At 68.0% G+C, this 25154-nt stretch carries 33 protein-coding genes; 26 read left to right on the top strand and 7 right to left on the bottom strand.

Annotation, left to right across the window (positions count from 1 at the left end; all coding sequences use genetic code 11):
- Positions 1–31 precede the first annotated feature (31 nt).
- The 9 genes from ACYQ1L_RS10345 to ACYQ1L_RS10305 all read left to right on the top strand — a co-directional run bounded on the left by ACYQ1L_RS10345 (position 32) and on the right by ACYQ1L_RS10305 (position 7696).
- Positions 32–1123, top strand: a complete 1092-nt coding sequence (locus ACYQ1L_RS10345; protein WP_460004083.1) for a KTSC domain-containing protein — start codon at positions 32–34, stop codon at positions 1121–1123.
- Positions 1124–1148: 25 nt separating this feature from the next.
- Positions 1149–1754: an exonuclease domain-containing protein gene (locus ACYQ1L_RS10340; protein WP_460004082.1), complete on the top strand. Its 606-nt coding sequence runs from the start codon at positions 1149–1151 to the stop codon at positions 1752–1754.
- 109 nt (positions 1755–1863) lie between these two features.
- Positions 1864–2409 carry a single-stranded DNA-binding protein gene (ssb, locus tag ACYQ1L_RS10335; RefSeq protein ID WP_460004081.1) on the top strand — a complete coding sequence of 182 codons (546 nt, stop codon included), beginning with the start codon at positions 1864–1866 and terminating at the stop codon, positions 2407–2409.
- Between the two features lie 99 nt (positions 2410–2508).
- Complete coding sequence (locus ACYQ1L_RS10330; protein WP_460004080.1) at positions 2509–2874, top strand: hypothetical protein; 366 nt, start codon at positions 2509–2511, stop codon at positions 2872–2874.
- A gap of 164 nt (positions 2875–3038) precedes the next feature.
- Positions 3039–3341: an HNH endonuclease gene (locus ACYQ1L_RS10325; protein WP_460004079.1), complete on the top strand. Its 303-nt coding sequence runs from the start codon at positions 3039–3041 to the stop codon at positions 3339–3341.
- 254 nt (positions 3342–3595) lie between these two features.
- On the top strand, positions 3596–5596 hold the full coding sequence (locus ACYQ1L_RS10320; protein ID WP_460004078.1) for a hypothetical protein: 2001 nt from the start codon (positions 3596–3598) through the stop codon (positions 5594–5596).
- A 3-nt stretch (positions 5597–5599) separates the two neighbouring features.
- The gene (locus tag ACYQ1L_RS10315; RefSeq protein WP_460004077.1) at positions 5600–6439 is read left to right on the top strand and encodes a hypothetical protein; all 840 of its coding nucleotides are present in this window, start codon (positions 5600–5602) and stop codon (positions 6437–6439) included.
- Between the two features lie 29 nt (positions 6440–6468).
- Positions 6469–6855 carry a hypothetical protein gene (locus ACYQ1L_RS10310; protein WP_460004076.1) on the top strand — a complete coding sequence of 129 codons (387 nt, stop codon included), beginning with the start codon at positions 6469–6471 and terminating at the stop codon, positions 6853–6855.
- A 43-nt stretch (positions 6856–6898) separates the two neighbouring features.
- The gene (locus tag ACYQ1L_RS10305; RefSeq protein WP_460004075.1) at positions 6899–7696 is read left to right on the top strand and encodes an HNH endonuclease family protein; all 798 of its coding nucleotides are present in this window, start codon (positions 6899–6901) and stop codon (positions 7694–7696) included.
- 44 nt (positions 7697–7740) lie between these two features.
- Here the strand turns inward: ACYQ1L_RS10305 and ACYQ1L_RS10300 are convergent, their stop codons facing one another.
- On the bottom strand, positions 7741–8811 hold the full coding sequence (locus tag ACYQ1L_RS10300; RefSeq protein WP_460004074.1) for a hypothetical protein: 1071 nt from the start codon (positions 8809–8811) through the stop codon (positions 7741–7743).
- 211 nt (positions 8812–9022) lie between these two features.
- Here ACYQ1L_RS10300 and ACYQ1L_RS10295 point away from each other — a divergent pair, with 211 nt between their 5' ends.
- Positions 9023–9901, top strand: coding sequence for a hypothetical protein (locus ACYQ1L_RS10295; RefSeq protein ID WP_460004073.1), 879 nt, complete (start codon positions 9023–9025; stop codon positions 9899–9901).
- A 12-nt stretch (positions 9902–9913) separates the two neighbouring features.
- Here the strand turns inward: ACYQ1L_RS10295 and ACYQ1L_RS10290 are convergent, their stop codons facing one another.
- Positions 9914–10621, bottom strand: coding sequence for a hypothetical protein (locus tag ACYQ1L_RS10290; RefSeq protein ID WP_460004072.1), 708 nt, complete (start codon positions 10619–10621; stop codon positions 9914–9916).
- A 32-nt stretch (positions 10622–10653) separates the two neighbouring features.
- Positions 10654–10821 carry a hypothetical protein gene (locus ACYQ1L_RS10285; RefSeq protein WP_460004071.1) on the bottom strand — a complete coding sequence of 56 codons (168 nt, stop codon included), beginning with the start codon at positions 10819–10821 and terminating at the stop codon, positions 10654–10656.
- A gap of 26 nt (positions 10822–10847) precedes the next feature.
- On the opposite strand from ACYQ1L_RS10285, the gene ACYQ1L_RS10280 reads away from it, so the two are divergent.
- A complete protein-coding gene (locus tag ACYQ1L_RS10280; protein ID WP_460004070.1) occupies positions 10848–11786 on the top strand; it encodes a DUF3841 domain-containing protein in 939 nt (312 codons plus the stop codon).
- A gap of 24 nt (positions 11787–11810) precedes the next feature.
- On the opposite strand, the gene ACYQ1L_RS10275 is transcribed toward ACYQ1L_RS10280, so the two are convergent.
- The gene (locus ACYQ1L_RS10275; protein WP_460004069.1) at positions 11811–12461 is read right to left on the bottom strand and encodes a hypothetical protein; all 651 of its coding nucleotides are present in this window, start codon (positions 12459–12461) and stop codon (positions 11811–11813) included.
- A 133-nt stretch (positions 12462–12594) separates the two neighbouring features.
- Between ACYQ1L_RS10275 and ACYQ1L_RS10270 the strand changes: the two genes are divergently transcribed.
- Genes ACYQ1L_RS10270 through ACYQ1L_RS10260 form a run of 3 tightly spaced genes read left to right on the top strand, consistent with a single transcriptional unit; the run spans position 12595 to position 16631 of the window.
- Positions 12595–14736 carry a DEAD/DEAH box helicase gene (locus tag ACYQ1L_RS10270; protein ID WP_460004068.1) on the top strand — a complete coding sequence of 714 codons (2142 nt, stop codon included), beginning with the start codon at positions 12595–12597 and terminating at the stop codon, positions 14734–14736.
- A gap of 48 nt (positions 14737–14784) precedes the next feature.
- Positions 14785–15792 carry an ArdC-like ssDNA-binding domain-containing protein gene (locus ACYQ1L_RS10265; RefSeq protein ID WP_460004067.1) on the top strand — a complete coding sequence of 336 codons (1008 nt, stop codon included), beginning with the start codon at positions 14785–14787 and terminating at the stop codon, positions 15790–15792.
- Positions 15793–15821: 29 nt separating this feature from the next.
- Complete coding sequence (locus ACYQ1L_RS10260) at positions 15822–16631, top strand: RusA family crossover junction endodeoxyribonuclease (protein WP_460004066.1); 810 nt, start codon at positions 15822–15824, stop codon at positions 16629–16631.
- On the opposite strand, the gene ACYQ1L_RS10255 is transcribed toward ACYQ1L_RS10260, so the two are convergent.
- Together ACYQ1L_RS10255 and ACYQ1L_RS10250 are read right to left on the bottom strand one after the other, a co-directional pair.
- Positions 16632–16760 carry a hypothetical protein gene (locus ACYQ1L_RS10255; RefSeq protein WP_460004065.1) on the bottom strand — a complete coding sequence of 43 codons (129 nt, stop codon included), beginning with the start codon at positions 16758–16760 and terminating at the stop codon, positions 16632–16634.
- Between the two features lie 48 nt (positions 16761–16808).
- Positions 16809–17063 (bottom strand): hypothetical protein, encoded by a 255-nt coding sequence (locus ACYQ1L_RS10250; protein WP_460004064.1) that lies wholly within the window; start codon positions 17061–17063, stop codon positions 16809–16811.
- Positions 17064–17190: 127 nt separating this feature from the next.
- Between ACYQ1L_RS10250 and ACYQ1L_RS10245 the strand changes: the two genes are divergently transcribed.
- The 9 genes from ACYQ1L_RS10245 to ACYQ1L_RS10205 are packed head-to-tail and all read left to right on the top strand — an operon-like array spanning position 17191 to position 23350.
- The gene (locus ACYQ1L_RS10245; protein ID WP_460004063.1) at positions 17191–18189 is read left to right on the top strand and encodes a J domain-containing protein; all 999 of its coding nucleotides are present in this window, start codon (positions 17191–17193) and stop codon (positions 18187–18189) included.
- A complete protein-coding gene (locus ACYQ1L_RS10240) occupies positions 18186–18563 on the top strand; it encodes a hypothetical protein (protein WP_460004062.1) in 378 nt (125 codons plus the stop codon). The genes ACYQ1L_RS10245 and ACYQ1L_RS10240 overlap by 4 nt, the downstream gene beginning before the upstream one ends.
- Before the next feature lie 54 nt (positions 18564–18617).
- Positions 18618–18836: a hypothetical protein gene (locus ACYQ1L_RS10235; protein WP_460004061.1), complete on the top strand. Its 219-nt coding sequence runs from the start codon at positions 18618–18620 to the stop codon at positions 18834–18836.
- Positions 18833–19261, top strand: coding sequence for a hypothetical protein (locus tag ACYQ1L_RS10230; protein ID WP_460004060.1), 429 nt, complete (start codon positions 18833–18835; stop codon positions 19259–19261). Before ACYQ1L_RS10235 ends, ACYQ1L_RS10230 begins: the two co-directional genes overlap by 4 nt.
- Positions 19258–20163 (top strand): hypothetical protein, encoded by a 906-nt coding sequence (locus ACYQ1L_RS10225; RefSeq protein ID WP_460004059.1) that lies wholly within the window; start codon positions 19258–19260, stop codon positions 20161–20163. The genes ACYQ1L_RS10230 and ACYQ1L_RS10225 overlap by 4 nt, the downstream gene beginning before the upstream one ends.
- Before the next feature lie 18 nt (positions 20164–20181).
- Complete coding sequence (locus ACYQ1L_RS10220; RefSeq protein WP_460004058.1) at positions 20182–22449, top strand: ATP-dependent DNA helicase; 2268 nt, start codon at positions 20182–20184, stop codon at positions 22447–22449.
- 21 nt (positions 22450–22470) lie between these two features.
- Positions 22471–22620 carry a hypothetical protein gene (locus ACYQ1L_RS10215; RefSeq protein ID WP_460004057.1) on the top strand — a complete coding sequence of 50 codons (150 nt, stop codon included), beginning with the start codon at positions 22471–22473 and terminating at the stop codon, positions 22618–22620.
- Positions 22617–22988 (top strand): hypothetical protein, encoded by a 372-nt coding sequence (locus tag ACYQ1L_RS10210; protein ID WP_460004056.1) that lies wholly within the window; start codon positions 22617–22619, stop codon positions 22986–22988. Before ACYQ1L_RS10215 ends, ACYQ1L_RS10210 begins: the two co-directional genes overlap by 4 nt.
- Complete coding sequence (locus ACYQ1L_RS10205) at positions 22985–23350, top strand: hypothetical protein (protein ID WP_460004055.1); 366 nt, start codon at positions 22985–22987, stop codon at positions 23348–23350. Before ACYQ1L_RS10210 ends, ACYQ1L_RS10205 begins: the two co-directional genes overlap by 4 nt.
- Before the next feature lie 27 nt (positions 23351–23377).
- Here ACYQ1L_RS10205 and ACYQ1L_RS10200 read toward each other — a convergent pair whose 3' ends face one another.
- Positions 23378–23629 (bottom strand): helix-turn-helix domain-containing protein, encoded by a 252-nt coding sequence (locus ACYQ1L_RS10200; RefSeq protein WP_460004054.1) that lies wholly within the window; start codon positions 23627–23629, stop codon positions 23378–23380.
- Positions 23630–23850: 221 nt separating this feature from the next.
- On the opposite strand from ACYQ1L_RS10200, the gene ACYQ1L_RS10195 reads away from it, so the two are divergent.
- The 3 genes from ACYQ1L_RS10195 to ACYQ1L_RS10185 all read left to right on the top strand — a co-directional run bounded on the left by ACYQ1L_RS10195 (position 23851) and on the right by ACYQ1L_RS10185 (position 25153).
- A complete protein-coding gene (locus ACYQ1L_RS10195) occupies positions 23851–24075 on the top strand; it encodes a hypothetical protein (protein WP_460004053.1) in 225 nt (74 codons plus the stop codon).
- Between the two features lie 8 nt (positions 24076–24083).
- Entirely contained in the window at positions 24084–24506 is a 423-nt protein-coding gene (locus tag ACYQ1L_RS10190; RefSeq protein ID WP_460004052.1) for a hypothetical protein, read from the top strand.
- A 65-nt stretch (positions 24507–24571) separates the two neighbouring features.
- A complete protein-coding gene (locus tag ACYQ1L_RS10185; protein WP_460004051.1) occupies positions 24572–25153 on the top strand; it encodes a hypothetical protein in 582 nt (193 codons plus the stop codon).
- Position 25154: the final 1 nt, after the last annotated feature.

The raw sequence follows: 25154 nt of genomic DNA, 5'->3' as shown, positions 1-25154 counted from the left end.
AGCCGGAGGACATGCCGCACGTGTAGAGGTCATGGCAACGATCGATGGACACGGCAACATCCACCGCGGCCGCGGGATCCCTCTCGCCGGCGCATTTGCAGGACACGTACGCACCGGCCCCGCCGGTTCCCTGGGCGAGGAGGAGCGCGCGGACATCCGCCGTATGCTTGCACGACGCGCGCAGCTGGAGAAGGACGGGTACGTCGCCGCGGTCGCTTCGTACTCGGAGGGCACCTCGGCCCGGTCCGCGGAGAACATCGAGGGCTGGTACGCGCAGGCGCGACGCAACGCCGGGGTCAACACCGGGTACGAGCTGATGCCCGAGGACTGGGCTCCCGCCGGTGCGCACACCTCGACCGGGCACTCCCTGGCCGGTCGCCGCCGGATCGACAGGATCAAGTACGAGGGCGGCGGACTGGCCGTCCGCATGTACCGGGCGAGCACCATCAAGCAGTTCGCGAAAGCGCATGGCGGCACGTTCGAGTTCCCGATCGAGATCGAAGGGACCGCCGGGCGGTCAATGATCGGCCATGTCCGGGTCACCCAGAACGCGCCGGGGAAGTGGACGGTCGAGCCGCTCGGGTTCCCCGCGAACGTGTCCTGGCGTGCGTCCGAGGCGGTCGCCAGCGTCCTGGAGGCCCGGCGTCCGTCGCATGCCCTCCGTGACGCCGGCGACCTGCTTGCGAAGCACCGGGAGCGGATCGCATCCGCGGGGACCATCCTGCAGGAGAACGAGTCCGGGTCCACGTTCGTGAAGGCGATGGGGTACAACCGGGCGTCGCAGGAGATGACGATCCAGCTGGGGGAGCGCACCTACGGGTACCACGTGGATGAGGAGATCTACGAGGCCGTGCAGCAGGCGTCCAGCGTCGGGGCCCGGTACAACGAGCTCGTGAAGAACCATGCGGAGCGGGTTCCGGTGGACCAGTGCGGATCCTGCAAGCGCTGGTTCAACGCGGACCGTGGGCACCAGTGCCGCGCCCATGCGAAGCCAGTCGCCGGGCGGGTCACCCCGTACGAGGCGCTCGTGCAGGTGCACGTGGCTGCGGAGGCGGGAGCGGCGAGCTTCGCGGACATCACGAACGCCCGCGAGCTCTACAGCGCATCCCTCGCCGCGGCATGACCGCACCCCCGGGTATGTGGACGGCATGACGACGAACAGCATCGGTGCACCCGCGTTTCTGCACTGCGACATGGAGACGACCGGCCTGGACGAGCAGGAGGACCATCTGCTCGAGCTGTCCCTCATCCTCACGGACGAGGACATGCGCGAGATCGACCGGATCCACACGCTCGTGCGCCCGGAGTCCGGGACGTGGGACCGGATCCACGCGAACCCGTTCATCGAGAGCATGCACCGTCGAAGCGGGCTCCTCGCGGACCTGACCGACAACGGTCCGAGCGCGCCCACACTGGCGCAGGCGGACCGGATGCTGGGTTCCTGGCTCGCGGAACGCATCGGTGACGAGACCGTGCGCTTCGCTGGGGGCGGGGTCGCGAACTTCGACTGGCCCTGGGCGAAGAGGTACCTGCCCGCCGTCGCCGATCAGCTGCACTACCGGCCGCTGGACTTCTCGATCATCGCCATGGCGATCGCACGAGCACGGAAGACCGGCGCCCTCACGAAGACCGGCGACAAGGCGCATCGTGCCGTCGCGGACATCGATGAGGATCTGGCGCTGGGCCGCAAGATTTGGGCGCTGCTGGCCACCGTCGACCTCAGCGTCTTGGACGACCCGGATGCGGGTATGTGACCGGTAGAGGCCGCATCCTCGCGGCGTCTCACCCGCTGGCAATCCCGCCGGACGGGGGTCGTATGAAGTATGGGGCTCCTCCGTGGAGGACCCCGGAACGGAACGGATGATGAACGAGACCAAGGTGACGGTCGTGGGGAACCTGGTGGCTGACCCGGAGCTGCGGTACACGCAGAACGGGATCCCCGTGGCGAACTTCACGGTCGCGTCGACGGAGCGGGTGTTCGACCGGAACACCCAGCAGGCGACGGACGGCGACAAGCTGTTCATCCGGGTCGCCGCGTGGCGCGACCTCGGCGAGCACGTCGCGAACAGCTTCCACAAGGGCGAGGAGGTCATCGTCTTCGGCAAGCTGAAGAACCGGGAGTACCAGAAGCAGGACGGCACGACCGGGTGGAGCCTCGAGATCGAACCGGAGGCCGTCGGCGCGAGCGTTCGCTGGGGCACGACCGCGTTCACGAAAAGCCCGCCGAAGGGGCAGCCGACCGCTCAGCCTGCTGCTCCGGTGGCTGCGGCGCCCGCGCAGCCCGGTCCCGCCCCGGTGACGCAGCCGCAGTACGCGGCCCCGGCCGCACAGCCCGTGGCTCAGGCCGCGCCGCAGTACGCGCAGGCGCCCGCCGGGAACGTCGAGTCGATGCCCGACGACCTGTTCTGAGCGACGAACACAGCAATCCGCCCTCCCCGCGACTGGTTGCGGGGAGGGCGGATTGCTGTGTTCAGCCAAGAGCGACGGCACGCCGCACGTATGTGCGGTATGAGCACGTTCAACGAAGCCGACCACCCCAGGGACCGCGGGCGGTTCACCCAAAAGCACTGGTCCGACCCCGCCGACGGGCTCGACGATCTCGCCGCCCCGGCGGAGCCGCGGCCGTTGAGCATCGCGGTCCTCGACGAACCGGACCCGCGGGGCGGCTACGACGTCGCACTGGAAGCACCCACCGGGCTGTACCTCCTGAAGGACGGGCACCTGCACAATGCCGACGGTCCCGCCTACACCGGGGTCGACGGCGAGCAGCAGTGGTGGGTGGACGGGCAGCTGCACAACGAGCATGGGCCGGCGGTCATCCACGACGACGGCTCCGAGGAGACCTGGCTGCGCGGGGAGCCGATCGCGATCTGACCCCCGTTCGCAGGGGTGGACGGTGAGGAGGTGCCCTGATCTTCACCACCCTGCTTGCCACTCTGTGGCCGCTGATCGTGGCGGTCGCGGTACTTCTGCTGCCGCCCGTCATCATCGTGACGCGGATCCGGTCACGACGGGCGCCGATACGGGACCGTATCCGCATGTTCCCGGCCGCGGACCGGCGCGTCGCGTTTGAGCGGGCGCGCGGGCAGTGCGAGTACGACCGGTGGCTGCTGTGGCGGTGCACGCGCACCGCCGCGCATGCGGATCACTTCTTCCCGTGGACGCGGGGCGGTGCGACGAACCTGCGGAACTGCCTCGCCGCATGCGCACGGTGCAACACTTCGAAGGGGGCGAAGGTGCCGGGCCGGATGCAGCGGCTGCGCATCCAGGCCCGCCGACGTCGCTACTTCCCGCGCGGGGTGCCCGTTGAGCTCGGTGATTGGTGCCGAGGGGCGTCATGACAGACAACGACAGCGGGTCCAGCACGCCCGCAACGCCAGCACGAACCGGCAGATCCAGCGACGCCGCCAGCAGCAAACCGTCTGGAACCGGACGATCCGCCTCGTCCGCGCGCCGAGGAGCCGACGCGGCGCTGCGCGCCCGAGCGGAACAGCAGAAGCAATCCTCAACGGCAGCAGGCGTCGGGTCGGCGACCTCGAAGCCGCGCCCGACGCCCGGCGCGGCCGGCCCGCCTCCGGGGAGCGGGGGTGCGGGCATGCCCGGTGCGGGCGTCGGGCAGATCGGAGCCCGGCTCGCCCAGGGGGCGATCGGGAAGGTGCGCCAGCGCAACGCAGAGCCGGACCCGTGGGAGGAACGCGACTCCCCGTCCGGTGACAGCGCGCAGCCGACGGCGAAAGAGGCGATCGGTGACGTGGCGTCCGCAGCCCTCAGCGGCGCGGTGCAAGGAGCTGTCGGGGGCGCGGCGGGTGCCGCGGCGGGGGCCGCGAAAGGCGCGGCGTTCGCCGCGTTGGGGAATAAGCGGATCCGGACGGCGATCATCAGCGCCATCGTCGTCGTGCTGTTCGTCATCGTGTTCGCGTTCACCGCCCCGCTGCTGACCGTCGGCGCGCTCCTCAGCGCCTACCAGCCCGGTGAGGACGGGGCGACCACGAAATCCGCAGAGGAGTCCGGCGCCACCTACCAGGAGGTGAACGCCGCACGGGATGGGCAGGACCGGTACGGGCTGCCGTGGTACCTGGTGCTGGCCCTGACTCAGGCGGACAAGAGCGTGAACCTGCAGGCTGTGGCGGACAAGCTCGCCGTCGAGGACCACAGCCGGGAATGGCGTGACCTTCGCATCGGCGGCCTGCACTACTCGGACCGGGGATACCTGACCATCCCGACCGACAAGAGCTCCCGCGACTACCAGAACGCTCAGCACGTCCGCGACCTGCACATCCCCGCGATCGAAGCGGCCGGGTTCAGCGAGCAGCAGGCGAACAAGATCTACGCCCAGGCGCTGTCGTGGGCGCTCGGGGAGGACCAGTGCACAGCCGATGGCGGCACCGGAGCGAACCCCAGCCCGATCGGCGATGACGCTCAGATCGGCGGGGAGACCTGGAACGGAAAGCAGGTCGCGAACATGAAGACGATCATCGGGATGGCGAAGACCATGTACCCGGCGTCCGCCCGGCAGGCCGCGGTCATCGCCCTGATCACCGCACGCGTCGAATCGAGCTTCCAGAACTACGCGAACGACGGGATCATCACCGACGACGATGGGCACCTCTCCGCCAGTGAGGCCGCCGACTACGAGAAGCTGAAGTTCTCCCTCACGCTCAACCACGACAAGGTCGGCTCCGACCATGCGAGCGTCGGCGTGTTCCAGCAGCAGGCACTGTTCTCCTGGGGTGACATCCCCGGGTCCACCTGGAAGACCGACTACCAGGGCGTCCTGCGCCGGCTGCTGGACCCGGCGTTCGCGGCCTTCAAGTTCCTCGAACGGGTCCGTGACACCAGCGGCTGGGAGAGCATGGACCCCGGATCCGTCGCCCAGGCCGTGCAGGTCTCCGCCAAACCGGACCGGTACGCCCAGCGCGTGCCGCTCGCGGAGGCCATCTGGACGGCGTATGGGGACAGCTCGCCGGCCCTGCCGCTCCCGGACGGCACCAGCTGGTCGGGGCCTGGGGACAACGGAGACGGCAACGGTGACGGGCGCATGAGCGCCGCCTGCAATGAGGGCACACCGGAAGGCACCGTGCCGGCGGCGTCACAGCAGCAGCTCGCACAGCAGATCCTCGCCTACGCGGACGAGGGGAAGATCATCTGGTTCGCCTCCGCGCCGGAAGGGTACGACCAGATCGCCGCGTACGCCGCCGGCGGCAAGATCAGCGACGCGTGCACCCTTGACGTCCGTGTGCTGCAGGTGATCGTCATGGCCGCGCAGATGTTCGACAAGATCTCGATCAACTCACTGAACCGACGCTGCACGTCCAGCCACGCCGGCACCGGCGAGGCCTCCTACCACTGGAAGGGCCAAGCGGCCGACATCGGCGACCTGAACGGCAAGTCCACCGCCGGAGACCCGGCCATCCCGGAGGCCCACACGTTCTGGGCCCGGTTCGCGCAGGTCGCAGCAGACTCCGGGGGCGGGCTCGGTCAGCTCGAGTGCCGCGGCGGGCAGGAGTACCCGGGCGTCGCGAACTTCTACGACTCCTGCGACCACATCCATTTCGAGGTCGGCCGTGACGGCAACACCAACCCGCTGAAAGGATGACCGATGCGCACCACCCAGCCCCTCCGAGCACGGGGCCTAGCGGCCGCGGCATGCATCGCCGCCCTGCTCGCGGTCGCCCTGACCGGATGCACCCCGCCGGATCCGGGACCGTCCCCGTCCCCGACCGCAACGATCGCGGACTCCAAGCCCGGGACGGGAGAGCCCGCACCTCCGGCGGACACCGCCGCATTCCGGGCCGGGCAGGCCGCGAACGGCGGAACGTTCGCGCCGCTGCGGATCCCTGACGGGGTTCCCTTCGGCAACGACCTGACGCCCCGGGCGGCGGACCTGAACGGAACCGGGCTGCGGCACGTCGGCGATGACCCGGTGATCGTCTGGTCCGGGCCGTGGTCGAGGACGAACACGAGCCGGAGCGCGTTCCTGTTCACCATCGACGCGGTCACCGAGCCGCTGACGGGCCCGGACTATGAGGCTGTGTACGCGTGGTCCGGGCTCGCAGCCGGAGGGACACCGCATGGGGCGAACATCCAGATGATCACCTACCGGGTGCGTGAGATCTCCGCGACCAGAGACGACGGCGGGGAGCCCTTCGACTTGTACGCCGTCCTGACCGGGCTGGACGTGACCGGCGCGAACACGTTCCTGCTCCCCGCCGACGGCGCACGTCTCGGATGCCAGAGCACTCCCAGCCCGTTCGCCGACCACGGATGGGCCACGGGAGACACCGTGCAGGGGTGCATGTTCAGCGTGTCCGCCCCGCCGCACCCGGACGCGGTGTTCTACGGGATCCGCACCGAGGGACGACTGCCGGACGGGACCACTGTGAAACAGCGGATGTTCGTGTCCGACAAGCTCCCCGTGCAGCCCGACGACGGCCATTGAACCAGCCAGGGTGCGGGTATGTGAAGGGTATGGCCCGCACGAAGAAACCCCAGCCGGTGAAGACGTTCCGGCACAGCGCCGACGCGCCCGAGCCGTGTCAGGCAGCGCAGGTCGCAATCCTCACGATGAAGGCACTGAAAGTCGGCAAGTGGGCGCAGGTCGTCGAGATCGCGGCCGCCGGCGACGTGCGCGCGACGGTGACGCTCACCCCGGTCCAGCAGTCCCTGCTCGACCGGTACGCGCACCTGCTCCCGTACCTGCGGGTCCGGCCCCTGCAGACCGTCGTGGCCTGCACCGTATGCGGCCTGCATGGCATCACCGGTGGAACGGGCACGATTCCGAAGAACTGCTACTTCACTCTCGGGTGCGAAGGGCAGCTCGTGAAAGCATCATCGATGGCCGCGAGAGCCGCGTGACCGCTCACCGCGGCGCCCGCGGACGTGCGGGTATCTGATGACCATGAGACGCAACCTCCTTCGCCTGATCTTCGCCGCCGTTGTGATCGGCGCGGTCCTGCTGTGGATGAACCTGACCGGCATCCTCCCGAACCTCACTGCCGCTGTCGACCAGACCACCGGGCAGCACCACGGGCAGGAAGTGCAGAAGGCGGCCGACGAGGCCACGAACACGGCTGAGGACCTCGGCGCCCAGGGTGCGCAGCTGATCCAGCAGATCAACGCCGGCGGCGTGGACAGTGTCCCGCCGGCCGAGCTCATCCAGCTGCTCGGCACCATCCCGGCGGGCACCCCGGGTCAGCGGATCCCCGACTACCGGAGGGACCAGTTCGGCCCGGCATGGATGGACGTGGATGGGAACTCCTGTGACACGCGTAACGACATTCTGAAGCGAGATATGACGGACACGACGACGGACAGCCGGTGCCGGGTCCTCACCGGCACTCTCACTGACCCGTACACGGGGAAGATCATCCACTTCGTCCGCGGGGAGAAGACCTCACCCGCCGTTCAGATCGACCACATCTACAGCCTCTCCCAGGCCTGGGAGAACGGGGCGTGGCAGTGGACACTTGAACGTCGCGAGCAGTTCGCGAACGACCCGATGAACCTGCTCGCCGTGGACGGGCCGACCAACCAGGCGAAATCGGATCACGGACCCGCGAACGGGCTCCCGCCGAACCGGGCCTTCCACTGCCAGTACGCCCGCTCCTACGTGGCGGTCGCCGTCAAATACGACCTCCAGATCACCGACGCGGACAAGACCGCCCTGACCACGGCCCTCGGAACATGCGCGAAGTGAACAACCGAGACATCCGGCACGGCACCGCGTGGTGAGGCTGCTGATCAGTCCGCCCAGTCGGTCCAGTACGCGACGCATCCGTCGTGATTGAACAGTTTCGTGCTGCCGGCGACGTGAGTCAGGAGCATCGTCTGCCAGTCCTGGGGTGCGTCCGCGTGGATCGGCATGTCGATCGGCACCGCCGACTCCGTCAGCATGCTCGTGCCGATCATGCTGCCCGGCGCGAGCGGGTGGTTCCTCGTGACGGGCTCGTCGTCACATTCCGCGCAGACTTCCAAAGTCTCGAACGGCAGGGCGTTGATGCTGTTCACGTGCGGGTAGTCGTCGACAGTCCACGGACGCAGTGCGTCTGTCTGCGCCGCGATGTGCCGTTCGACGCTGCTCCAGCTGACGAAGTTCGCGATGTTCGGAGTCCGGAACTCCCAGTAGTACGCAGGACCGTATGCGGTCGGCGCCTCCCGCAGCCGGACCCCCAGGGCGGGGTTCATGGTTGCGGTGATGCGTCTCATCTCCTTGGGCAGAAGATTCCGATGTGCCGTGAATCGCGCGAACTGCGCCTCGACGCTGAGGTCAGGCAACCACCTCGTGACCAGGGCGCCCGACTCGTCGACGAACCGGAACGCGTCGCCGTTCAGACCGTCGGTGGCATCGCCGTTCCGGAGCCCGGGGGAAGCGGCCGCGGCCTGCGGGGTAGGGAACCGTCGAAACCAGGACAGGGACCATCCGCTCGCGATGCGCGGGGCTGCGTCCCAGAAGATTGGGTTGCCGAACACGGCCCCGCGAATGTAGTCCGTCTGCCGCAGGAAGCCATTGCCGTACGGATAGTTGTGCCAGAGCGAGGGTCCGCCGGGGACGTCGGGGGCGTAGAACCCGGTCGTGACGACGTCGCCGTCCTCGTGCGATGCCGCTTTCGCGTCCGCCAGGGTCTCGTACATTGCCCCTTCCGCTGTGGGGTGAAGGTAGTCGTGCTGGTCCCAGCTCAACAGCATGTACGTCGCCAGCGGCTCAACGGCGCCCGCGTTCGCGATACCGAGCGCGCGGAGCGCTTCGGTGTACTTGACGTCGTTAGCGCGCATGTAGGCGCGGGCGGCGGATTTGCGGTCGGTGCTCGTCATGAGCGTGCCTCCTGAAGACATGCGGCGATGCTCGTGCTCTTCGCCTGTCCGTCAGGGTGAGAAATCTCGATGACTCCCTGGGGAGCTTGTCCTCGATCGCCGGAGGCCGCACGAGCGCCTGGCCGGCTCAGAGATGGGCGCCATCATCCGCCCGCCTCGACGCTAACACGGTCACGGCGGAATGTCCGATGCCCGTGGCATCGTCCACCACATGTCAGCTTCGCAGCACACCCCCGTCCGGATCGCCTTCGTCGATTTCGTGTACGCCCGCGGCCACACGGGGAAAGTGCCCATCGTGAACTGGGCGCTGAATCGCCTCGGAGTGCTGTTTGTGAACACCGATCCCGGGTTCACGACGTTCACGGTCGTCGACGAGTGGGAGGACGAGATCCGCCCCCGTGAGGATTCCAGCGGGCTGGACATCGAACTCGAGAACTGGGGTCTGAACTTTGACATCATCGTCTCGTGGAACGGGCTGTTCGGGGACTACCTTCCGCTGGCCAGGCTCAGCGACGAGGTCGCCGGGATCGTGCCGCTGAGCGTTGACCTTCAGCGTCAGCTCTCCCTCGATGTCGAGGATGTGTTCCCTGCGAAGAAGGCGTGGCCGGGCATCGGGCTGGGACTGGAGCAGGTCTACAGCTCTTTCGGCGACGAGTTCGACATCGGCCGGAAGTACCGTGGTGACTCGACGCTGGACGACTGCTTCCGGATCTTCAGCATCTACCGGAGGCTGCTGGCCGGCGAGCCGCTGCGTTACGAGCACGTCGTCCGCAGGGGGCCCGTCAACATCGTGGACGACCGTGCCCTCATCGCACCGTCCGCGCGCACCCTGGCCGCAATGCGAGGCGAAGGTGCGATGACGCACGGCGATCTCAGCGACATCGACTGGTCGAGAGTGCACCTTCCGGAGAGCGTGATCGGGCTGCTCGACGGCATGAATGACTGGGATCGGGTCCCGGTGCTCCGGTTCGCTCTGCAGATGTTGGCCCCGACCGTGAACGAACGGCTTCGAGCCCAGCTGCGAGACGGCGCAACGCCATCGCCCGCTGATCTCGAACGGCTCAAGGTCGCGCTCGAGATGACTCCCTGACCGCGCGTCAGGCTACGGCTGACCGGGCACGCGTTTTGGCCCGCTGGTGTCCCAGCCGTCGCCGCCGGCACGTGCCGTCCGCACAGCCGAGGCCCACATCTGCGCGTCGACGATGCGCATTCTTGCCTTGAGGTCACCGGACCACTTCCAGCCGTCGGGATCGGCCATCGTCACGATGATCTTGCCGCAATCCCGGTCGTAGAGCTCCTGAATCCGACTCAGGTAGGGCTCGGTCTTGATGTCGAACGACTGGGTGTGCTCGTTGTGGGCTGCAGCGTAGGTCAGGTGCAGAACCTGCTGGTGTTCGAGATCGTAGGCTTCGGCGACGGTCATCGGCCACCATTCGATCCGTGCGAGATCTCCCAGGAGAGCTTTGTCGTCGGTGTGCTCGATCGGTTCGTCCGGCGCCTGCGCGATCGCTTCGCCGTACTCGACCCGCCAACCGGTCGCCGTCCTCGTGATCCTGGTCGGCTGCGTCCACGGTGTCGGTCGCGGCCGACGTTCCCCTGACGGCCCCATTCGTGAGGGACCGGACCGATCCGGCAGACCCCCGTATCCGAACGGTGCCGTCGGGGGCCAGAAGAACTCCAGCGGTTCATCATCGCTCACGTGAAGGTCGGTGACCTCCCATCCTCGCGCGATCAGCTCCGCCTGCACGTCCGACCCGAGCAGACGCCAGCCTTCCTTGATCATCCGGATTTCATCGTCACCTGATCCCACGGATCCTCCTCCTATCGTGCGGTGTTGCCGCGTCAGAACTGCCCGAGTGCGATGGCCATCGCGATGTGCTCGTCCGGCCACTGCGCCCGGATCTCCGCGGCCTTCTCGGCGGAAATCCCAGGCTCCAGTCCTCGGCAGCGGAGGAACAGGTCCCGATCTTCGTCCGTGAGCTCCTCAGCGTCACCGATCATGCCGGCCACACCCGGTTCCGCCTCGTGGGGCGATCGTGGACGTCGAGGACGGTGGATCCGCCGAACCAGAGAGCGCCACAGTCGGGGCATTCGATCTTCCACTCATCGGATCCTGGGATGGCGATCATCCGGCCGACATTCAAGCCGCTTGCCGCGCACCGCCCCTCCATCTGCTGCTCGGACTGCAAGAGCGACTGCTCGACGCTGAGAGCGTCAAGGTCGTGAGGTGCGTGAGGGGCCATGACCGTCACGGTACGCCGGGGGTGGGACATTCCTCGGCGGCGATGTCGGCCGGTGCCGTCAGGATGGTGGTCATGCACTCGTTCCCTATCCGGTCTGCGCCTGCTGAGCGGGTGCTGCCGGCGGGGAGGATCGGATATGACCTGGGCGCGGATGTTCTCCGGCTGCACACCATCCAAACGGTCGAGGCGGTCGATCAGCTCCAGCGGACGGGCGCTCTCCGGGCGGAGCCGGCCTGCGTGTGCACGGAATGGCCGGAGGCGTACGACTGGATGAACCGAATGATGCGGGAGCGTCTGCCGACGACCGGTGACACCGCACTCTGGCTGTGGGCGCGGATCCGGCGGGACGACCTGGTGCGCATGTGCCGCCGTGAGCGAGGTCAAGTGCTGCTCGAATGCCGGATGCCGCGGGAACGGGTGCTGCTGAGCCACTTCGACGAGTGGCATTCGGCGCTGAACGTATGGCCCGCAGTCCCGAGAATCCCGGGGGAGCCCGATAGCGACTACGACCGACGGTACGACCAGATCGCCGACGACTTCCGAGCATGGCTGGATGCAGCCGGAGCGGACCGGAGGCAGATCAGCGGCTGGCCGAAGGACCTGCGCGCCGACGTCGAACAGTCCTGGGAGTGCATGTTCGACCAGTCCTGGTACGGACGCTTCGACTGCTGGCAGGCGACCGTCCATGAGCTGCTGGCGAGCGACGTCGTCGAGGCCGTCCTGATCGAGTAGAGCTGCGGGTGCCGAGACGTCGATCTACATGGAGCTGAGGCTGTCGATGGGCTGTCGTGCGACGCCACGCACACGACGGTGTCCGCGCAGATACTCGAGCAGCGGTTCGCGAGCGGAGTCGGCCGGGATCATGGTCAGTGACGGCGTCAAGCCGTTTGGGCCCGGCACGATCGCGAGCTTGCAGGTATCGCCCGTGGCGACGTCAACCGCTTCGGCGGACGCGATGTACTTCCGGCCTCCGGCGGAGACGGCCTGCCAGGTGGCTCCGAAGTAGATCAGGATCGGCCGCCCGGCCCGGAAGATCACGACAGTGGGGCGTGTGAGCGCGAGCCGCCACTCGGCGCAGGAGCGCATGACCATCGTCCTCAGCTGCCCGATCTCGGACGGCGCAATGCCGCGATGCTGGCGTCCGACGATGCTGCTCGGACGCGGGGACCTCTCTCCGAGATGGATGCCGACGACGCGAGTGCCCGCGAGCTGTTCGAGCGTCGCGCCGTCCATGCGGGGGAGGGATCCCGATCCGGTGAGTTCGCGGAGGAACTCAGCCGCTTCCTGATCCCTGTTCGCCTGCGCGAGCTGGTGTGCCCACACCAGGTGGGCCGTGAAGTCCTCGGTGCTGAAGCCCTCGGCGCCCGCGGCTTCGATCAGGTCGAGGAACCCCGGCGTCATCGTCATCGTCCGTCTGGTGGCCGTGCTGTCGAGGTCTCTTGCGCTTCGATCCGTCATGATCTCTTCCCGTCGTTAAGTGGTGATCCAAGATCATAGCACCGACTGTGCAGTACGGTGGCGCTGCGGGTATGTGAACCGTATGCCTGCCGCTCTCACGATCGCACCCGGTACCACAGGGTTCGCCACCATCGACGGCACGATCCGAGAGCCGTCCCTGCTGTTGCGGATCCACCCGAAGCTCCCTCACCCGCAGGACCGGCGACTCACCATGCTCGACTGGGTGAAGCAGCTGCACGGGCGCTGGGATCCGCAGGAGCGCACCTGGCGGCTGGGCGGGGTCGGATCGTTCACGCCATCGCAGGCGCTCGCGGATGCCGGCATCATCCTGGACTGGGACAGCCGTCCGGGGGAGTTGCAGCAGGTCGCCACGATCGATGAGCTCGCCGTCCCGATCGCGAAGCTGCACTCGAACGGTCGCCTCATCATGGTTCGGCATCGTCTCGCGGGTCGGGACTTCACCCAGGGGCTCCTCGGCGGCGGGGCTGTCTGGGACAACGACCGGGGGATGTTCTGGACCTACGCGGGAGACGTCCTGGACCGGGACGGGAACATCCGTGGTGGGATCCAATGGCCGGCGAATGCGATCACCCGCGCGTTCGAGCTCCGCACCGTGCAGAACATCGACCCGGCTGTCGCCCCGCTCGCCAAGCACCTCGCTCACGCCCTCAACATGGACGGCATCCCAGCGCACGACATCGCGACGTTCGCGCCGGACGGGTTCCCGTCCATGGCTCCGGGCCGGGAGCTGCTCGGCTACCAGGAGGCGGGAGTCCTCGCCATTGTCGGCGGACGCCGCGGCCTGTTCGATGAGCCGGGGCTGGGGAAGACCGTGCAGGCGCTCATGGCTGCTCGCCTGCTGTGCTCTCGCCGAACCCTGGTCGTCTGCCCTCCGCTGCTGAACAGCAACTGGGCTCGGGAAGTCCGGCTTGCGGGGCTCCCGGATCCTGTCGTCTTCCGCGCCGGGAGGAAGGAACCGGACCTTCCCGAGCAGGGGACCGTCATCATCGCCGACAGCCTGCTCGCTGCACGCCCGGAGACGGCAGGGCGGATCAGCAGGTGGGGTGCGGACGTGCTGCTCGTCGACGAGGCGCACCGCATGATGACGATCGGCTCCGATCGGAGCGAGGCGGTCCTGAACGTCGCGGCGAGCGTCCGTCACGCCCCGATCGCGATCACCGGGACGCCCATGTTCGCGTCCCCCGCGCAGCTGGTGCCACTCCTCGAGCTCACCCGGACGCTGTCGCCGGTGTTCGGGGGCCGCAGTGTCTTCCTGGACGATTTCTGCCGCCAGGACCGGTTCGGGAACTGGCATGCGAAGCAGGCTGCGCTGCCACGGCTGAAAGCGCTGCTCGAGCATCACGTGTGGGTCCGGCGCCGCAAGCGCGATGTTCTCCCGCAGCTCCCCGCGAAGAGCCGTCGAGAGCTGGTCGTCGACGTCCCGCTCACCGAGTACCGGCGCACGCACAAGGACGTCATCGCGAAGGTCCACACCTGGGTCAGCTGGTTCGTCGAGAGTACGCGCGGGCGGATGCCGGACCAGAACGACATCGAGCAGTTCGCTCAGACGGCGTCGTTCGAGATCGTCAGCCAGCTGCGTCGCGCCGCCGGACTGGCGAAGGTGACTGCCGCGCATGACCTCATCGCCGACCACCTGAACGGGACCGGGTTCGAAGACGGATCCGATGGCGTCCGCCGCTGGAACCGGCCACTGATCATCTGGACGCATCACCTGGACGTGGCCGCGGCGCTGCTGGAGCAGGTTGCAGATGCGGAAGCGATCATCGGCTCGACCACGGACCGGGAGCGCGACGCCATCGTCGAGAGGTTCCAGGATGGCCGGGTTCCCGTCCTCGTCGCTGCGATCACGAAAGCCGGTGTGGGCCTCACTCTCACCCGATCCAGCGACGCGATCTTCGTCGAAGTGGACTGGACCCCCGCGCTCGTCAAGCAGGCCGAAGACCGGATTCACCGGATCGGGCAGGTCAACGCTCCGGTCTACCTCACCCTCATCGCCCACGGCACGCTCGATGAGCCGATCCAGCGGGTGCTTGGCCGGAAGACGAAGATCCTGGAAGCCGCGATCGGGGACACGGACGATGCCGTGGCGGTGCTCGGTGAAGATGATGCTGCCGGGCTGATGGAGATCGCCCGGTTCGTCATCGACGACGCCGTGAAGACCTGGCGTGGCCCGAAGAAGACGAAGATGCAGAAGGCTGCGTGAGCACCCAGGTTCGGCCGCATCCCGCCCGCTGCCGCTCGTACTGAAGGTATGGGCACATTCGTGGAGGCGGAACACCCGCGCGGTCAGGCCGGCAACTCAGGGCAGTTCCGCGACAAGGAACGCACGGCACCGGGGGAGGACCTGACCGACAGCCCGGCCCCGGTCACGTTCACCGGGTACGACTCCGTGCAGGAGAAGGTCGAAGCCATGCGCGCCGAGCTCGAAGTGGCCGTGGAACGTCTCGCCGACGACGAGGAGTGGAGGCGCTACCTCGACGTCATGGCGCGGTTCCACCAGTACTCGTTCGGGAACCAGCTGTTGATCGCCATTCAGCGTCCCGATGCGACCCGGCTGGCCGGGTTCAAGACCTGGAAGGCGGTCGGCCGGTCCGTGCGGAAAGGGGAGAAGGGGATCTCGATCCTCGCCCCGCGCGTCGTGAACGCGAAAGACGACAACGGGCAGCCGAAGAAGGACGAGGACGGGCGTCCCGTCCGCACCGTCGTCGGGTTCACCTCAGCGTCGATCTTCGACCTGTCCCAGACAGAGGGGGAGGACCTCCCCGTCATCGAGCAGTCGCTCAGCGAGACGCCGCCTGCAGGGTTCCAGGAGGATCTCGAAACGGCGATCGCCTCCGAAGGGTTCACCGTGTCGTACGAGCAGATCCCTGGGTCCGCGCAGGGATTCACGGACCCGAAGGCGAAGCGCGTCGTCATCGACCAGCAGCTCGGCGAGGCGGACCGTGCCGTCACCCTCGCGCACGAGCTCGGGCACATCATGTGCGGGCACGCGACCGAGGACGGGGACGAGGACGGCCGCACGTACACGACCAGCCACGGCGGCAAGCGCGGGGAGATGGAAGTCGAAGCCGAGTCGTTCGCGTACGTCCTCGCGAAGCTGAACGGCATGCAGACGCACCAGAAGGCGGCGAGCACCTATGTCGCCGGGTGGCAGCGGCACGAACCGGACGCGATCCGGAAGGTCGGGGAACGGCTGTCGAAGGCGTTCAAGCGGACCATGACCCACCCGTGGCGGAATGTCGCCAGCTCGCCGGGGTGAACCCCGGCGTCCACGGGTATGTGGAAGGCATGCGCAGCATCACGTTCACCGCCCGCGGGCTCCCCGCACCACAGGGGTCGAAGACGTACAAGGGGCATCGAGGCGGTCATGCCATCCTCGGAGAGTCCAGCAAGAAGGTCGCACCGTGGCGGCAGGACGTCGTCGCCGCCGCGGCCGCCGAGATCCGCAACCACCCCGGCTGGACACCGATCGCCGCGGGCGTGGAGCTGCTCATCGAGTTCTACATGCCCCGCCCCACCGGGCACCCGAAAACGCGGCGGACCATCCCGGACGTCACCCCGGACCTCGACAAGCTCATCCGATCCACCTGCGACGCGCTGAAGACCGCCGGCGTGTACGCGGACGACGCCCGGGTGGTGGAAGTGTCCGCACGCAAACGCTACGCGGTCGTGGACAGCACCATCGGGCTGGACCACGAGATGGTGGGGACCGGAGCGATCATCACGGTCAGCGAGCTTCACCCGGACGCATCCTGGGCGGACGGGAAGCTGATCCCGCTGCTCATGGCGCCCGTGCTCCCGCCGGCGGTGCACCGGGCGATCCGATGGGTCGAGCAGGAGGAATGGGCCCCGGCCACTGGCGTTCTCACGGTCACCGCGTCGATGACGGACGCGAAAGCGGTGGCCTTGCTCGGCCAGGCCGCGAAGAGGGGCGCCGTCGTCGCCGTCGAAGACGGCGCGATACGGCTGGCGTCGATCCCCGGGAAGCCCCTCGACCGGCTGCAGGAAGCAGTCGTGGACTACGGGCAGCTGGTGGACATCGTCCTCACCGTGGCGGCGGAGAACACGCGGGCCGAGGACACTGCGGTGCGTGCCTGATCAGTCGATGCGAGTGAACGTCGGCGCACCGTCGAGCGCCCACCGCTCGTAGCGTTCCGCGGCGTCCGGCCCGTCGAACACGTACAGGCCGTCACCTTCCACGTCGACGCTGATCGGGCTGTCATCCATGGGTCTCACCTCACCGTCCACCCCTGCGAAGGAGTCAGCGCGCAGATCTCACCGGCACGGGATGATCGCCGCCGTCGGCGCCGAGGCAAGATGAACCGGCTGCGCCTGGGCGCGGAACTGCTCGCATTCGGCGAGAACGCGCAGGAGCGCCGGGAGCTGATCGGCGGTGACGCCGAACTGCGGCTCCCCGTCGCAGGCCACCATCACTGTCCCGGAACCATCGGGGGCGAGCATGATCGACGCGGACGTTGCCGTGTCGTCGTCGACGTCCAGACGGGTGTACAGCGAAGTCTTCGAGGCCATGTTCGGATCACCTCCCCCAGGTCAGAGTACCGTAGGCGGCTGAAAAACCCCAGGTGAATGAGGTTATCGACCGCTCATGCCGGCACTCCTCAGATGGAGCTCGATTCGCACCGGGTATTCGAAGGTCATGAGCACCCACTACGACACACTGGGGGTCGCGCACACAGCGCCCGTCACCGTGATCCGCAGCGCCTATCGAGCGATCATGCGCGACGTGCACCCGGACGCGGCCGGCGGCGGAGACACCGACCTTGCCCAGCGTGTCAACGAAGCGTACGGCGTGCTCTCCGACCCCGGCCGGCGTGCCGCATACGACCGTGAGCTCAACGTGACCGGCAGCCCGTTCCTCGGCGCCACCACCTCTCCGGGCGACAACGCCGCGCCGTCCACGACGCCGAGCGCGCACAAGGCGCCGCACGACGTCGGCAAGACGGTCCAGGAGCCGGAACCGACCATCTCATTCGCCTGGTACGCCGCGGATGAACACGCCCGGAAGATCCCGTGGTGGCGTCGGATCGCCGTCATCGTCGTCACCGTCCTCTGGGTCCTCGCCGCCGCGACGTTGGTCCTCCTCGCGACCGAGCCGACCCGCCTCGCAGCGCTCGGCGTCATCGCCCTGATGATCACCGCGCACCTGGTCCTGTACCTGCGCCGAAAGGTCCTGCTCACGCTCCTGCTCGCCGCCGGATGCGCGGGCATGTTCATGGTCACGCCCGCCAGGGACCTCGAACCAGGCTGGGCATGGCTCGCTCTAGCCATCGGCCTCGTCGCGATCGTCGGCCCATGCTGGGGACTGTTCAAGGTCATCGACACGTTCGAAACCGCCGCCGTCAGAGTCGGACAATTCTGGGCGGCCGCCGAAATGCCCGGGGCCACCGCCTGGTTCGTCGCAGCCGTCGAAAGGGAAAGCACCAGGAGAAGCCTCTGCCTGCTCGACAGCGTCGGCCTCCCCGGGCAGGAGGCACGGGCAACGAGGAGCCTGTGGGGGAGCATCCCGCAAGGGGCGTACATCCTGCTGGACGGATCCCATGACGAGCCGACGTTGACCGTCAGCAACTGGGACATGCGCGCGGGCACCAAACTCATCACGCTCCGATCCCACCTGCGCAAACGCTCCCGGACATGACCAGGAACAGCCAGACGTCCCGGTCCGCCGCACGTGTAGTCGATATGGCGCACCAAGAGTTCAATGAGCAGCTGCATCCACGCGAAGGCACAGGGCGGTGGGCGACGAAACCACGCACTGCACCCGAGTCAGCTCTGACGGGAGACACGGCCGATGGGCTGCCCAGAACCCCATCCGAGCTCACACCGAGCGCCCTCGCCGAGCAGGCGATCGCACGACGTGGCTACTCCGAGGCCGACTACCCGGAGAACCGGTACGGGGAGAGCGGACTCACCGCCGCCCTCGCCCAAGGTGACGTGGACGCCGACGACATCGCCGCCATGATCCAGGACGCCATCGAAGCAGACAGAGCCACCCGACACCTGCCGGGATGACCGGGGCACGCCACGAGGCAGAACCGGTCCGAGGCCGGAGGAAGTGAGACGCAGATGGCCGACAAGATAAACGAATCCATCGTCTGGGGCGGCAGTCAACCGCACCAGCGCACGGGCGACGGTCAGGACGAAGTGCAGCTCATCGACCTGCCGCATGTGCTCCTCAATCGCGCGCCCAGCCGGGCCCGCGTCGAACCGTCGCCGCCGGCACGATGGTCCGGGTTCCGGCCCGCAAGCATCGACGACGTCATCGCGCACCTGGACGCCGCATGAGCGGCACGGGTGGGCAGCAGCGTCACCCCGCAGGTGCTGAAGAACGGCGGGGTGGGCAGTTCGCCGGGCGGATCCGCAATGGGCCGCTCGAATCGCTCGGGGCACCGTCTTCCGCGACGATCGCCCGGGCATCCGCCGGTGACGCTCAGGTCGTCTACGAACGTGACGGAGACAAGATCCGCGTCACCGTCCTCCTCCGCGAGACGGACAGTGAAGGGAATCCGATCTGGGTGGAAGAGGGCAGCGTCCTCACCAGCACTCCCACCAGCGCCAGACCGGAGCAGTTCGTCGACGTCATCACCGGGCAGGCCACCCGCATCGCTGATGCGGATGACCCGCACGAGGAGACCGCCAGGTTCCTCGCCGGGCTCGAGGGACGAACAGACCCGGCGATCACCCGCGCACCCGATCGGCTCGCCTCATGATCGAAGACGCGAACGGCAACCTCCACGCCCGCGATGACGGACGGTTCCAGCGCAAGCACCGCACCGACCCGGCAGAAGCTCTGACCGACCTGGACACCGGTGCCGGCCTGAGCCCGGAAGATGTGCGCACCGTCGAGTTCACCGTGCAGACGCTCCGCGACTGGGCTCACGGGGCTGCCGGCGACGGTGACCTGGATAAGGGGATCATCGAGATGGCCCGCACCGCGGACGGGCAGCGACGATTCGTGTACTGGCCGTACGGGCTCAACGCGGTCACCGCCCGTTGGGTCACCGTGGACGACCGCGGGGAGATCACCGACGTGGTGGAGAGCTTCGAGGGTCCAGACGGCCGGGAGCAGTACTGGAAGGCCGGCGACGACGAATGGCTCCATGACCTCCGGCACACGGTGAACGTCGCCCGCCTCGCATTCGCCGGCATCTACGTGCACGGGCAGGACAACGACGGCGGGTACGGCGGCCACAAGTACGTCGGCGGTCGGGCCGCAGACCGGTGGGAAGACGGCGCGCAGATCGCGAAGCGGATCCGTGCGAGCCTGAAGCAGGCGCAGAAGTACGGTGCCATCCCCGAGGACCTCACCTATCGGGTGCAGACGCGGAAGTCGTCGACGAGCCAGTCGATCACCATCACCGCCGAAGGTCTCCCGGACGCGGAGATCACCCGAGTCGATGACGACGGCCGGCGCGGACGCCCCCACCCGAGAGCGGACGAACTCGCGAAGACGCTCGACATCGTCGGCAACCAGTGGAACGTCGTCGACAACGACTCCCAGTCCGACTACTTCAACGAGCGCTACTTCCTGCACGTCACCATCCCGACGCCGGACCAGGTGCAGTGGCAACAGCAGGAACGTGAACGGCAAGCCTCCCGCCGGCGCCCCTGACACGGGTATGTGACGAGCATGACCACAACCGGCCTCGAGCGTGCCTGCATCCTCACATCCGCCGTACGCGCCGCGACCGGGACCGCCGGCGCCGAACCGCGGCCCGGGCAGGCGATGCTGTTCGCCGACGTCCAGACGGCCCTGCAGCAGAGGGCCGACCTGGTCGCCATCGCCCCGACCGGATCCGGGAAGACGTTCGTGGCGCTCAGTGCAGCATTCGAACGGTCCGTTCACCACGGGGAGCGGACGGTCATCTCCACGCACAGCCTGTCCCTGATGGACCAGCTGTACGACAAGGACGTTCCCGTCATGCACCGCGCCGGCGACGGCGAGTACGGCCATGTGCAGGTGGCGTTCCTCCGCGGCGTCGGCAACTACGTCGACCCGGGCCGGACGATCGCCACCGCGCAGGCTCTGCTCGGGACGGGAAGCGAGGACTTCGAGACGCTCGCGAGCCGGCTGGAGGCCGCGCAGTTGCGGATCGGGGACCTGTCCGGGTTCCAGGGCGTCGGCACCGCCCGCGCCTTCCAGAACCTCGTTGTGTGGGCTCTCCGCCAGTACGGGAAGGCGGGCATCGGGCAGGCCGGGGACCGGCACTCCTGCCCGGTCCCGCATACCGACAATGCGTGGGCGGCGGTGTCCGCGCAAGCCGCCGAAGCGGACGACGGGTCCCGGTTCGGCGTGACGTCCAAGGCTGAGGAGGCGAAGCTCCGTGCCGGTGAGGCGGACGTCGTCATCACGAACCACTCGCTGCTCGCCGTCCAGGCCGCCCACGCCATCCGGGTCATCACTGGTGGCGCGAAGCTCGGGACGTTCGACAACGTCATCGTCGACGAAGCGCATGCACTCCCTGACGCGGTACGGGCACAAGGTGCCGCGAAGGTCTCCGGCGGGCATCTGATCTCCATCGCACACCAGACCCACAGGGCAGCCGGGTCACCCGGCGGGAGCATGCGCCGCTGGCTCGCCGACGCAGACCATCTCGCCGACGCCATCGAACGTGAGCTCCGCCCGCTCGCCCCGAGCGGCACCCGGAACGGGCAGCAGGAGGACGCACGCCGGCTCGGTGCCGCAGACGCACCCCTCGACGAGCTGCACCACGTCCTGAAGACCTGGCTTGCCGAGGGCGCAGCGCACCTGACCGGGCAAGGGCACGATCCTGCTTCACGACTCGCGATCGCCGCGGCGACGGACCGCATCGACGGATTCCTCCGTGCTGTGAAAGCCGTCCGCAAGCACCGGACCGGCTGGGCGCGGTGGGTTGAGCGGCCTGAGCCGAAAGAGGGACGCCGCCGCTGGTCAGTCGCCAACGTGTCGCCCGTGAGCGTCGGCTGGCTCCTGGAGGACAACGTCTGGTCCGATCCGGTTCCGGAGACTGAACCCGGCCACGACCACGACGACGATCACGATGTTGACGATCCGCGGCCTCGCGACGCGCAACGGAAAGGGCGCCGGCTGGCCGTGATCGCACTCAGCGCGACCCTGCCCGCAGGGTTCGCCGTCCAGGCGAGCCTCCGCGCACAGCCGAGGACCTACCCGTCACCGTTCCAGGACGCATACGCGAACAGCGCGCTCATCATCCCGCACATGCCCACAGGATCCTGCGAGGACGTGAGCAGCCCCGGGTGGGGGAACAAGCTCCGGTTCGACACGAAGAAGCATGCGGCTTGGTCGTCCCGCCAGATCATCGGCCTGGTCGCCGCGAATCGCGGTCGGGCGCTCATCCTGTCCGCGACCGCAGAGAACGGGCGCGCATACGCCGCGGCGCTTCGCAAGGAACTCCCGGACCTTGTCGTGCACTCCCAGTGGGACGGCGGGACACCGGGGGAGATCACCGCCACCTGGCGGGACGACATCGGCAGCGTGCTCGTCGGGACGAAATCACTGATGACCGGTGTGGACGCTCCGGGGGAGACCTGCACTCTCGTGATCATCGACCGGGTGCCACGGAGCCCGCGGAACGCCATCGACGAGGCCCGGACCGAGGAGATCGCCGCCCGCCTGCAGACGAGCCCGATGCAGGCCGCCCAGTTCACGTACGTGGAGGACGCCGCACTTCTGCTGTCACAGTCCAGCGGGCGGCTCATCCGCAGCATCGCGGACGCCGGAGCCGTATGCCTGCTCGACCCGCGGATGCTGAAGCGGACACCGCTGACCTATCCGGAGCCGACCCGGCGGACGTACATGAGCGCGCTCGAGCCATTCGCGCCGTTCGGGACGAAGATCGTCGACCTGGCTCAGGCCCGCACCTGGCTCGCCGACCATGCAAGCCGCGGGCGCGGGTGACCGCACGGGTATGTGATGGGCATGAGCACCCACGCACTCCCGAAGGCCGGGACCACCCGCTACTTCCGGCTCCGCCGGACGATCCGCACCCTGTTCTGGGGGTCGATCATCGTCGCCGAGGTCGGCTGGATCACCGCGATGGTCTGCACGCGTCTGGATGAACTCGCATGAGCACCGCCGACGAGAAGGAGCGTGCCCGGCGTGCCAGCATCCCGAAGGCACTGCATTCCCAGTGGCGGAAGGCGGTGTGGAGCAAGACACCGCTGAAGTCCGGCGAGTACGAGGACATCCTCGGCGAGCTCTGGGACTGGTTCAACGAGATCCAGCCCGTCGTCCCCGACGCACTCACACACGAGGAGGCCGCGGACCTGTACGAGAGCATTGCCGTCGAACACGGGCTCATGTCCAACGCCGAGGAGGAGCTGCACCGGGTGAAGTACCTGCGACTCGGCGCGGACCGGACGGCCGAGCAGGTGCTCGAGGCTCTGGTTCAGCAGGAGATCGACACCCGGCAGCGGCGGGAGGCGATGCCGGCATGACCGGGCCGATCACCGCTACCCTGTCGATCGCGATGGTCCGATCGCTCTGGCGGCTCGTCGAATGCGATCACTACTTCGTCGCCGCGTACGACTCGATCGAACGATGGAATCAGCACGTTGTCGTCGTTGTCCCGGACCTCACGCAGCCCGTGTTCATCCTCACCAGGGGCGGACGGGTGCCACGCCGCCGGAACATCATGGCCGTCGCGATCCCGTCCCTGGAGCACCTGACTCTTGCGATGGGCCAGCAGATCACGGGAGTGCGCACCGACTACATCGCCGTTCGGGACTGGTCGGAGGCGCACCGTCGCGCCGGGACCTGGAAGCCCGGCAACCTCGTCATGACGCTGAACGGCCGGTAGAGGACCGATCGAGCGGCCTGGCCCGCATCATCCGTCCTGGTCGAACATCCCCGGGGTCACCCCATGGAGCAGCGCTCCCGGCTCGACGTCGAGTGCGACCGCAATCCTGATCAGCGTTCGCAGGCCAGGCGTTGACCGCCCGTTCTCGTATGCCCGCATGTTCGACGAATCGACCTCCGCCGCAACGGCGAGCTTGTCGACCGTCACGTCCTGGCGTTCCCGGATCGCACGGATCGTCGCTCCGATGTGGCGGGATGCGGCGGAAGTCGTTCGGGCCATACCACCATCTTTGCGTACTCGCCCGGGTACGAGTACCGCGGCCGCGAAGGCGATCAGCGCCGGCAGCACCGAGGGCCAACGGCAGCCCCGACCGGGTATGTGGGGTGCATGGATCCGAACGCGACTCAGAGCTCAGCGCCGACGCTGGCGCCCGCGTCGGGTTCGCAGGGGCAGCGACGCCTGAGAGCGTCGGATCCGGCAGACGGATCGGAGACAGGGCCATGGCCGATCTGAAGACCAGACGTGCCAGCGTGATGTGTGTCCTTTGCCGAGACGTCGGTATCGTCGAGACGAATTTGGAGCGCTCACAGGGCGCCGCGTCCGTGGCGGCCGTCGCCGGGCACTTCACCATCAAGCACCCGCAGGCCACGGCGCCCATCGCCCAGCACCTCGTCATGCTGATGCTCGACACGGACGCACCCGCAGACGACAGCACCGACGGATAGGTGAACGCATGACGCGCGAGCAGAGACTCCGCGACTGGGCCGAAGGTATCGAGCCTCTCGCGGCGGCCACCGAGCTGCTGATCCGCGCCGGCTTCGCCCAGGAGTGGCGACCGTGGATTCGCTTGGATGAGACGAGCTTCCGGCACTGGGTGGACTTCGAGCACATCCCGGAGCTCATCGGCGGGATGAGCGGGGGAGAGCAACGGCTGCTCATGATCGCAGCGTCGATCGGGGACTTGAGCGGGACGGTCACGATCAGCCTGCAGAACGAGCTCCCCGGGCTGGACCGTGACTGGTTCATGCTGGTCCTCGCCGCGATCGCGCACGCTGGCGGGTTCCACAAGCCCGGCCGGCGGATCAAGCAGGACGCCGGGGGCGTGAGGATCGTCGACGACGGCCCGCTTTACGCATGGCCGGCGCACGATGAGTAGAACGTGCGGATCCTGACGCGCGTGCCCCAGGGGTGATGTCCGGCATGCCTGCGAGGATGAAGCAGATGAGGAAGACACCACCGCCACCAGCTGTGAACAGCGCGCCCGGAGAGACGTTCGCTCAGGCCGTCCAGGGCCTCGGATGGTCGATCCGTCGTCGCCCCCGCCTGTACCGGTTGCCGCTGACCCTTCTGCTCATCGAATGCGTCGTGATCGCCTTCGTGGTGCTGTGGGGCAAGCCGTGGCAACTTCAGGTCGGAGTCGGACTCGTCATTTTCGTCGTGGCGCTGCTTGCTGGATTCTGGATCCGCCACGTCAGCCTGACCCGTCGTACGTACGCGTCGGTGAACGCACGGCTCGCGATCTCACAGCAAAAGCGAGGCTGGTACGTCGTTGACCACATCGCGCGGCCAGGAGCCAGGGGTGAAGGGCATCAGCTCCGCGTCGCTGTCGCCGGAGAACTGACGGCGGCCGCCGACGAGCAGCAGGTCATCGTGTACGCCAGGACCACGTCGATGAAGCTCGCTCACGCGTACATGGACGACATCCCAGGGCTGCGCATGGCGCCAAGCCGCGACTCGAAGATCCTGCTCGTTCGCGTTCCGCGGAGGCGGATCGGCGCGAACGTCGAGCCCCGCCACACTTGAT

This window comes from Microbacterium xylanilyticum, from assembly GCF_054654695.1.
The sequence above is the reverse complement of the archived record's forward strand: the minus strand, read 5'-3'. Positions and strand labels throughout refer to the sequence as shown.

What these genes read in the sequence shown, in the direction of transcription:
- ACYQ1L_RS10345 (WP_460004083.1), top strand. Translation starts at nt 32, where the DNA reads ATGGCAACGATCGATGGACACGGCAACATCCACCGCGGCCGCGGGATC.
- ACYQ1L_RS10340 (WP_460004082.1), top strand. Translation starts at nt 1,149, where the DNA reads ATGACGACGAACAGCATCGGTGCACCCGCGTTTCTGCACTGCGACATG.
- ssb (WP_460004081.1), top strand. Translation starts at nt 1,864, where the DNA reads ATGAACGAGACCAAGGTGACGGTCGTGGGGAACCTGGTGGCTGACCCG.
- ACYQ1L_RS10330 (WP_460004080.1), top strand. Translation starts at nt 2,509, where the DNA reads ATGAGCACGTTCAACGAAGCCGACCACCCCAGGGACCGCGGGCGGTTC.
- ACYQ1L_RS10325 (WP_460004079.1), top strand. Translation starts at nt 3,039, where the DNA reads ATGTTCCCGGCCGCGGACCGGCGCGTCGCGTTTGAGCGGGCGCGCGGG.
- ACYQ1L_RS10320 (WP_460004078.1), top strand. Translation starts at nt 3,596, where the DNA reads ATGCCCGGTGCGGGCGTCGGGCAGATCGGAGCCCGGCTCGCCCAGGGG.
- ACYQ1L_RS10315 (WP_460004077.1), top strand. Translation starts at nt 5,600, where the DNA reads ATGCGCACCACCCAGCCCCTCCGAGCACGGGGCCTAGCGGCCGCGGCA.
- ACYQ1L_RS10310 (WP_460004076.1), top strand. Translation starts at nt 6,469, where the DNA reads ATGGCCCGCACGAAGAAACCCCAGCCGGTGAAGACGTTCCGGCACAGC.
- ACYQ1L_RS10305 (WP_460004075.1), top strand. Translation starts at nt 6,899, where the DNA reads ATGAGACGCAACCTCCTTCGCCTGATCTTCGCCGCCGTTGTGATCGGC.
- ACYQ1L_RS10300 (WP_460004074.1), bottom strand. Translation starts at nt 8,811, where the DNA reads ATGACGAGCACCGACCGCAAATCCGCCGCCCGCGCCTACATGCGCGCT.
- ACYQ1L_RS10295 (WP_460004073.1), top strand. Translation starts at nt 9,023, where the DNA reads ATGTCAGCTTCGCAGCACACCCCCGTCCGGATCGCCTTCGTCGATTTC.
- ACYQ1L_RS10275 (WP_460004069.1), bottom strand. Translation starts at nt 12,461, where the DNA reads ATGACGATGACGCCGGGGTTCCTCGACCTGATCGAAGCCGCGGGCGCC.
- ACYQ1L_RS10270 (WP_460004068.1), top strand. Translation starts at nt 12,595, where the DNA reads ATGCCTGCCGCTCTCACGATCGCACCCGGTACCACAGGGTTCGCCACC.
- ACYQ1L_RS10265 (WP_460004067.1), top strand. Translation starts at nt 14,785, where the DNA reads ATGGGCACATTCGTGGAGGCGGAACACCCGCGCGGTCAGGCCGGCAAC.
- ACYQ1L_RS10260 (WP_460004066.1), top strand. Translation starts at nt 15,822, where the DNA reads ATGCGCAGCATCACGTTCACCGCCCGCGGGCTCCCCGCACCACAGGGG.
- ACYQ1L_RS10255 (WP_460004065.1), bottom strand. Translation starts at nt 16,760, where the DNA reads ATGGATGACAGCCCGATCAGCGTCGACGTGGAAGGTGACGGCCTGTAC.
- ACYQ1L_RS10250 (WP_460004064.1), bottom strand. Translation starts at nt 17,063, where the DNA reads ATGGCCTCGAAGACTTCGCTGTACACCCGTCTGGACGTCGACGACGAC.
- ACYQ1L_RS10245 (WP_460004063.1), top strand. Translation starts at nt 17,191, where the DNA reads ATGAGCACCCACTACGACACACTGGGGGTCGCGCACACAGCGCCCGTC.
- ACYQ1L_RS10240 (WP_460004062.1), top strand. Translation starts at nt 18,186, where the DNA reads ATGACCAGGAACAGCCAGACGTCCCGGTCCGCCGCACGTGTAGTCGAT.
- ACYQ1L_RS10235 (WP_460004061.1), top strand. Translation starts at nt 18,618, where the DNA reads ATGGCCGACAAGATAAACGAATCCATCGTCTGGGGCGGCAGTCAACCG.
- ACYQ1L_RS10230 (WP_460004060.1), top strand. Translation starts at nt 18,833, where the DNA reads ATGAGCGGCACGGGTGGGCAGCAGCGTCACCCCGCAGGTGCTGAAGAA.
- ACYQ1L_RS10225 (WP_460004059.1), top strand. Translation starts at nt 19,258, where the DNA reads ATGATCGAAGACGCGAACGGCAACCTCCACGCCCGCGATGACGGACGG.
- ACYQ1L_RS10220 (WP_460004058.1), top strand. Translation starts at nt 20,182, where the DNA reads ATGACCACAACCGGCCTCGAGCGTGCCTGCATCCTCACATCCGCCGTA.
- ACYQ1L_RS10215 (WP_460004057.1), top strand. Translation starts at nt 22,471, where the DNA reads ATGAGCACCCACGCACTCCCGAAGGCCGGGACCACCCGCTACTTCCGG.
- ACYQ1L_RS10210 (WP_460004056.1), top strand. Translation starts at nt 22,617, where the DNA reads ATGAGCACCGCCGACGAGAAGGAGCGTGCCCGGCGTGCCAGCATCCCG.
- ACYQ1L_RS10205 (WP_460004055.1), top strand. Translation starts at nt 22,985, where the DNA reads ATGACCGGGCCGATCACCGCTACCCTGTCGATCGCGATGGTCCGATCG.
- ACYQ1L_RS10200 (WP_460004054.1), bottom strand. Translation starts at nt 23,629, where the DNA reads ATGGCCCGAACGACTTCCGCCGCATCCCGCCACATCGGAGCGACGATC.
- ACYQ1L_RS10195 (WP_460004053.1), top strand. Translation starts at nt 23,851, where the DNA reads ATGGCCGATCTGAAGACCAGACGTGCCAGCGTGATGTGTGTCCTTTGC.
- ACYQ1L_RS10190 (WP_460004052.1), top strand. Translation starts at nt 24,084, where the DNA reads ATGACGCGCGAGCAGAGACTCCGCGACTGGGCCGAAGGTATCGAGCCT.
- ACYQ1L_RS10185 (WP_460004051.1), top strand. Translation starts at nt 24,572, where the DNA reads ATGAGGAAGACACCACCGCCACCAGCTGTGAACAGCGCGCCCGGAGAG.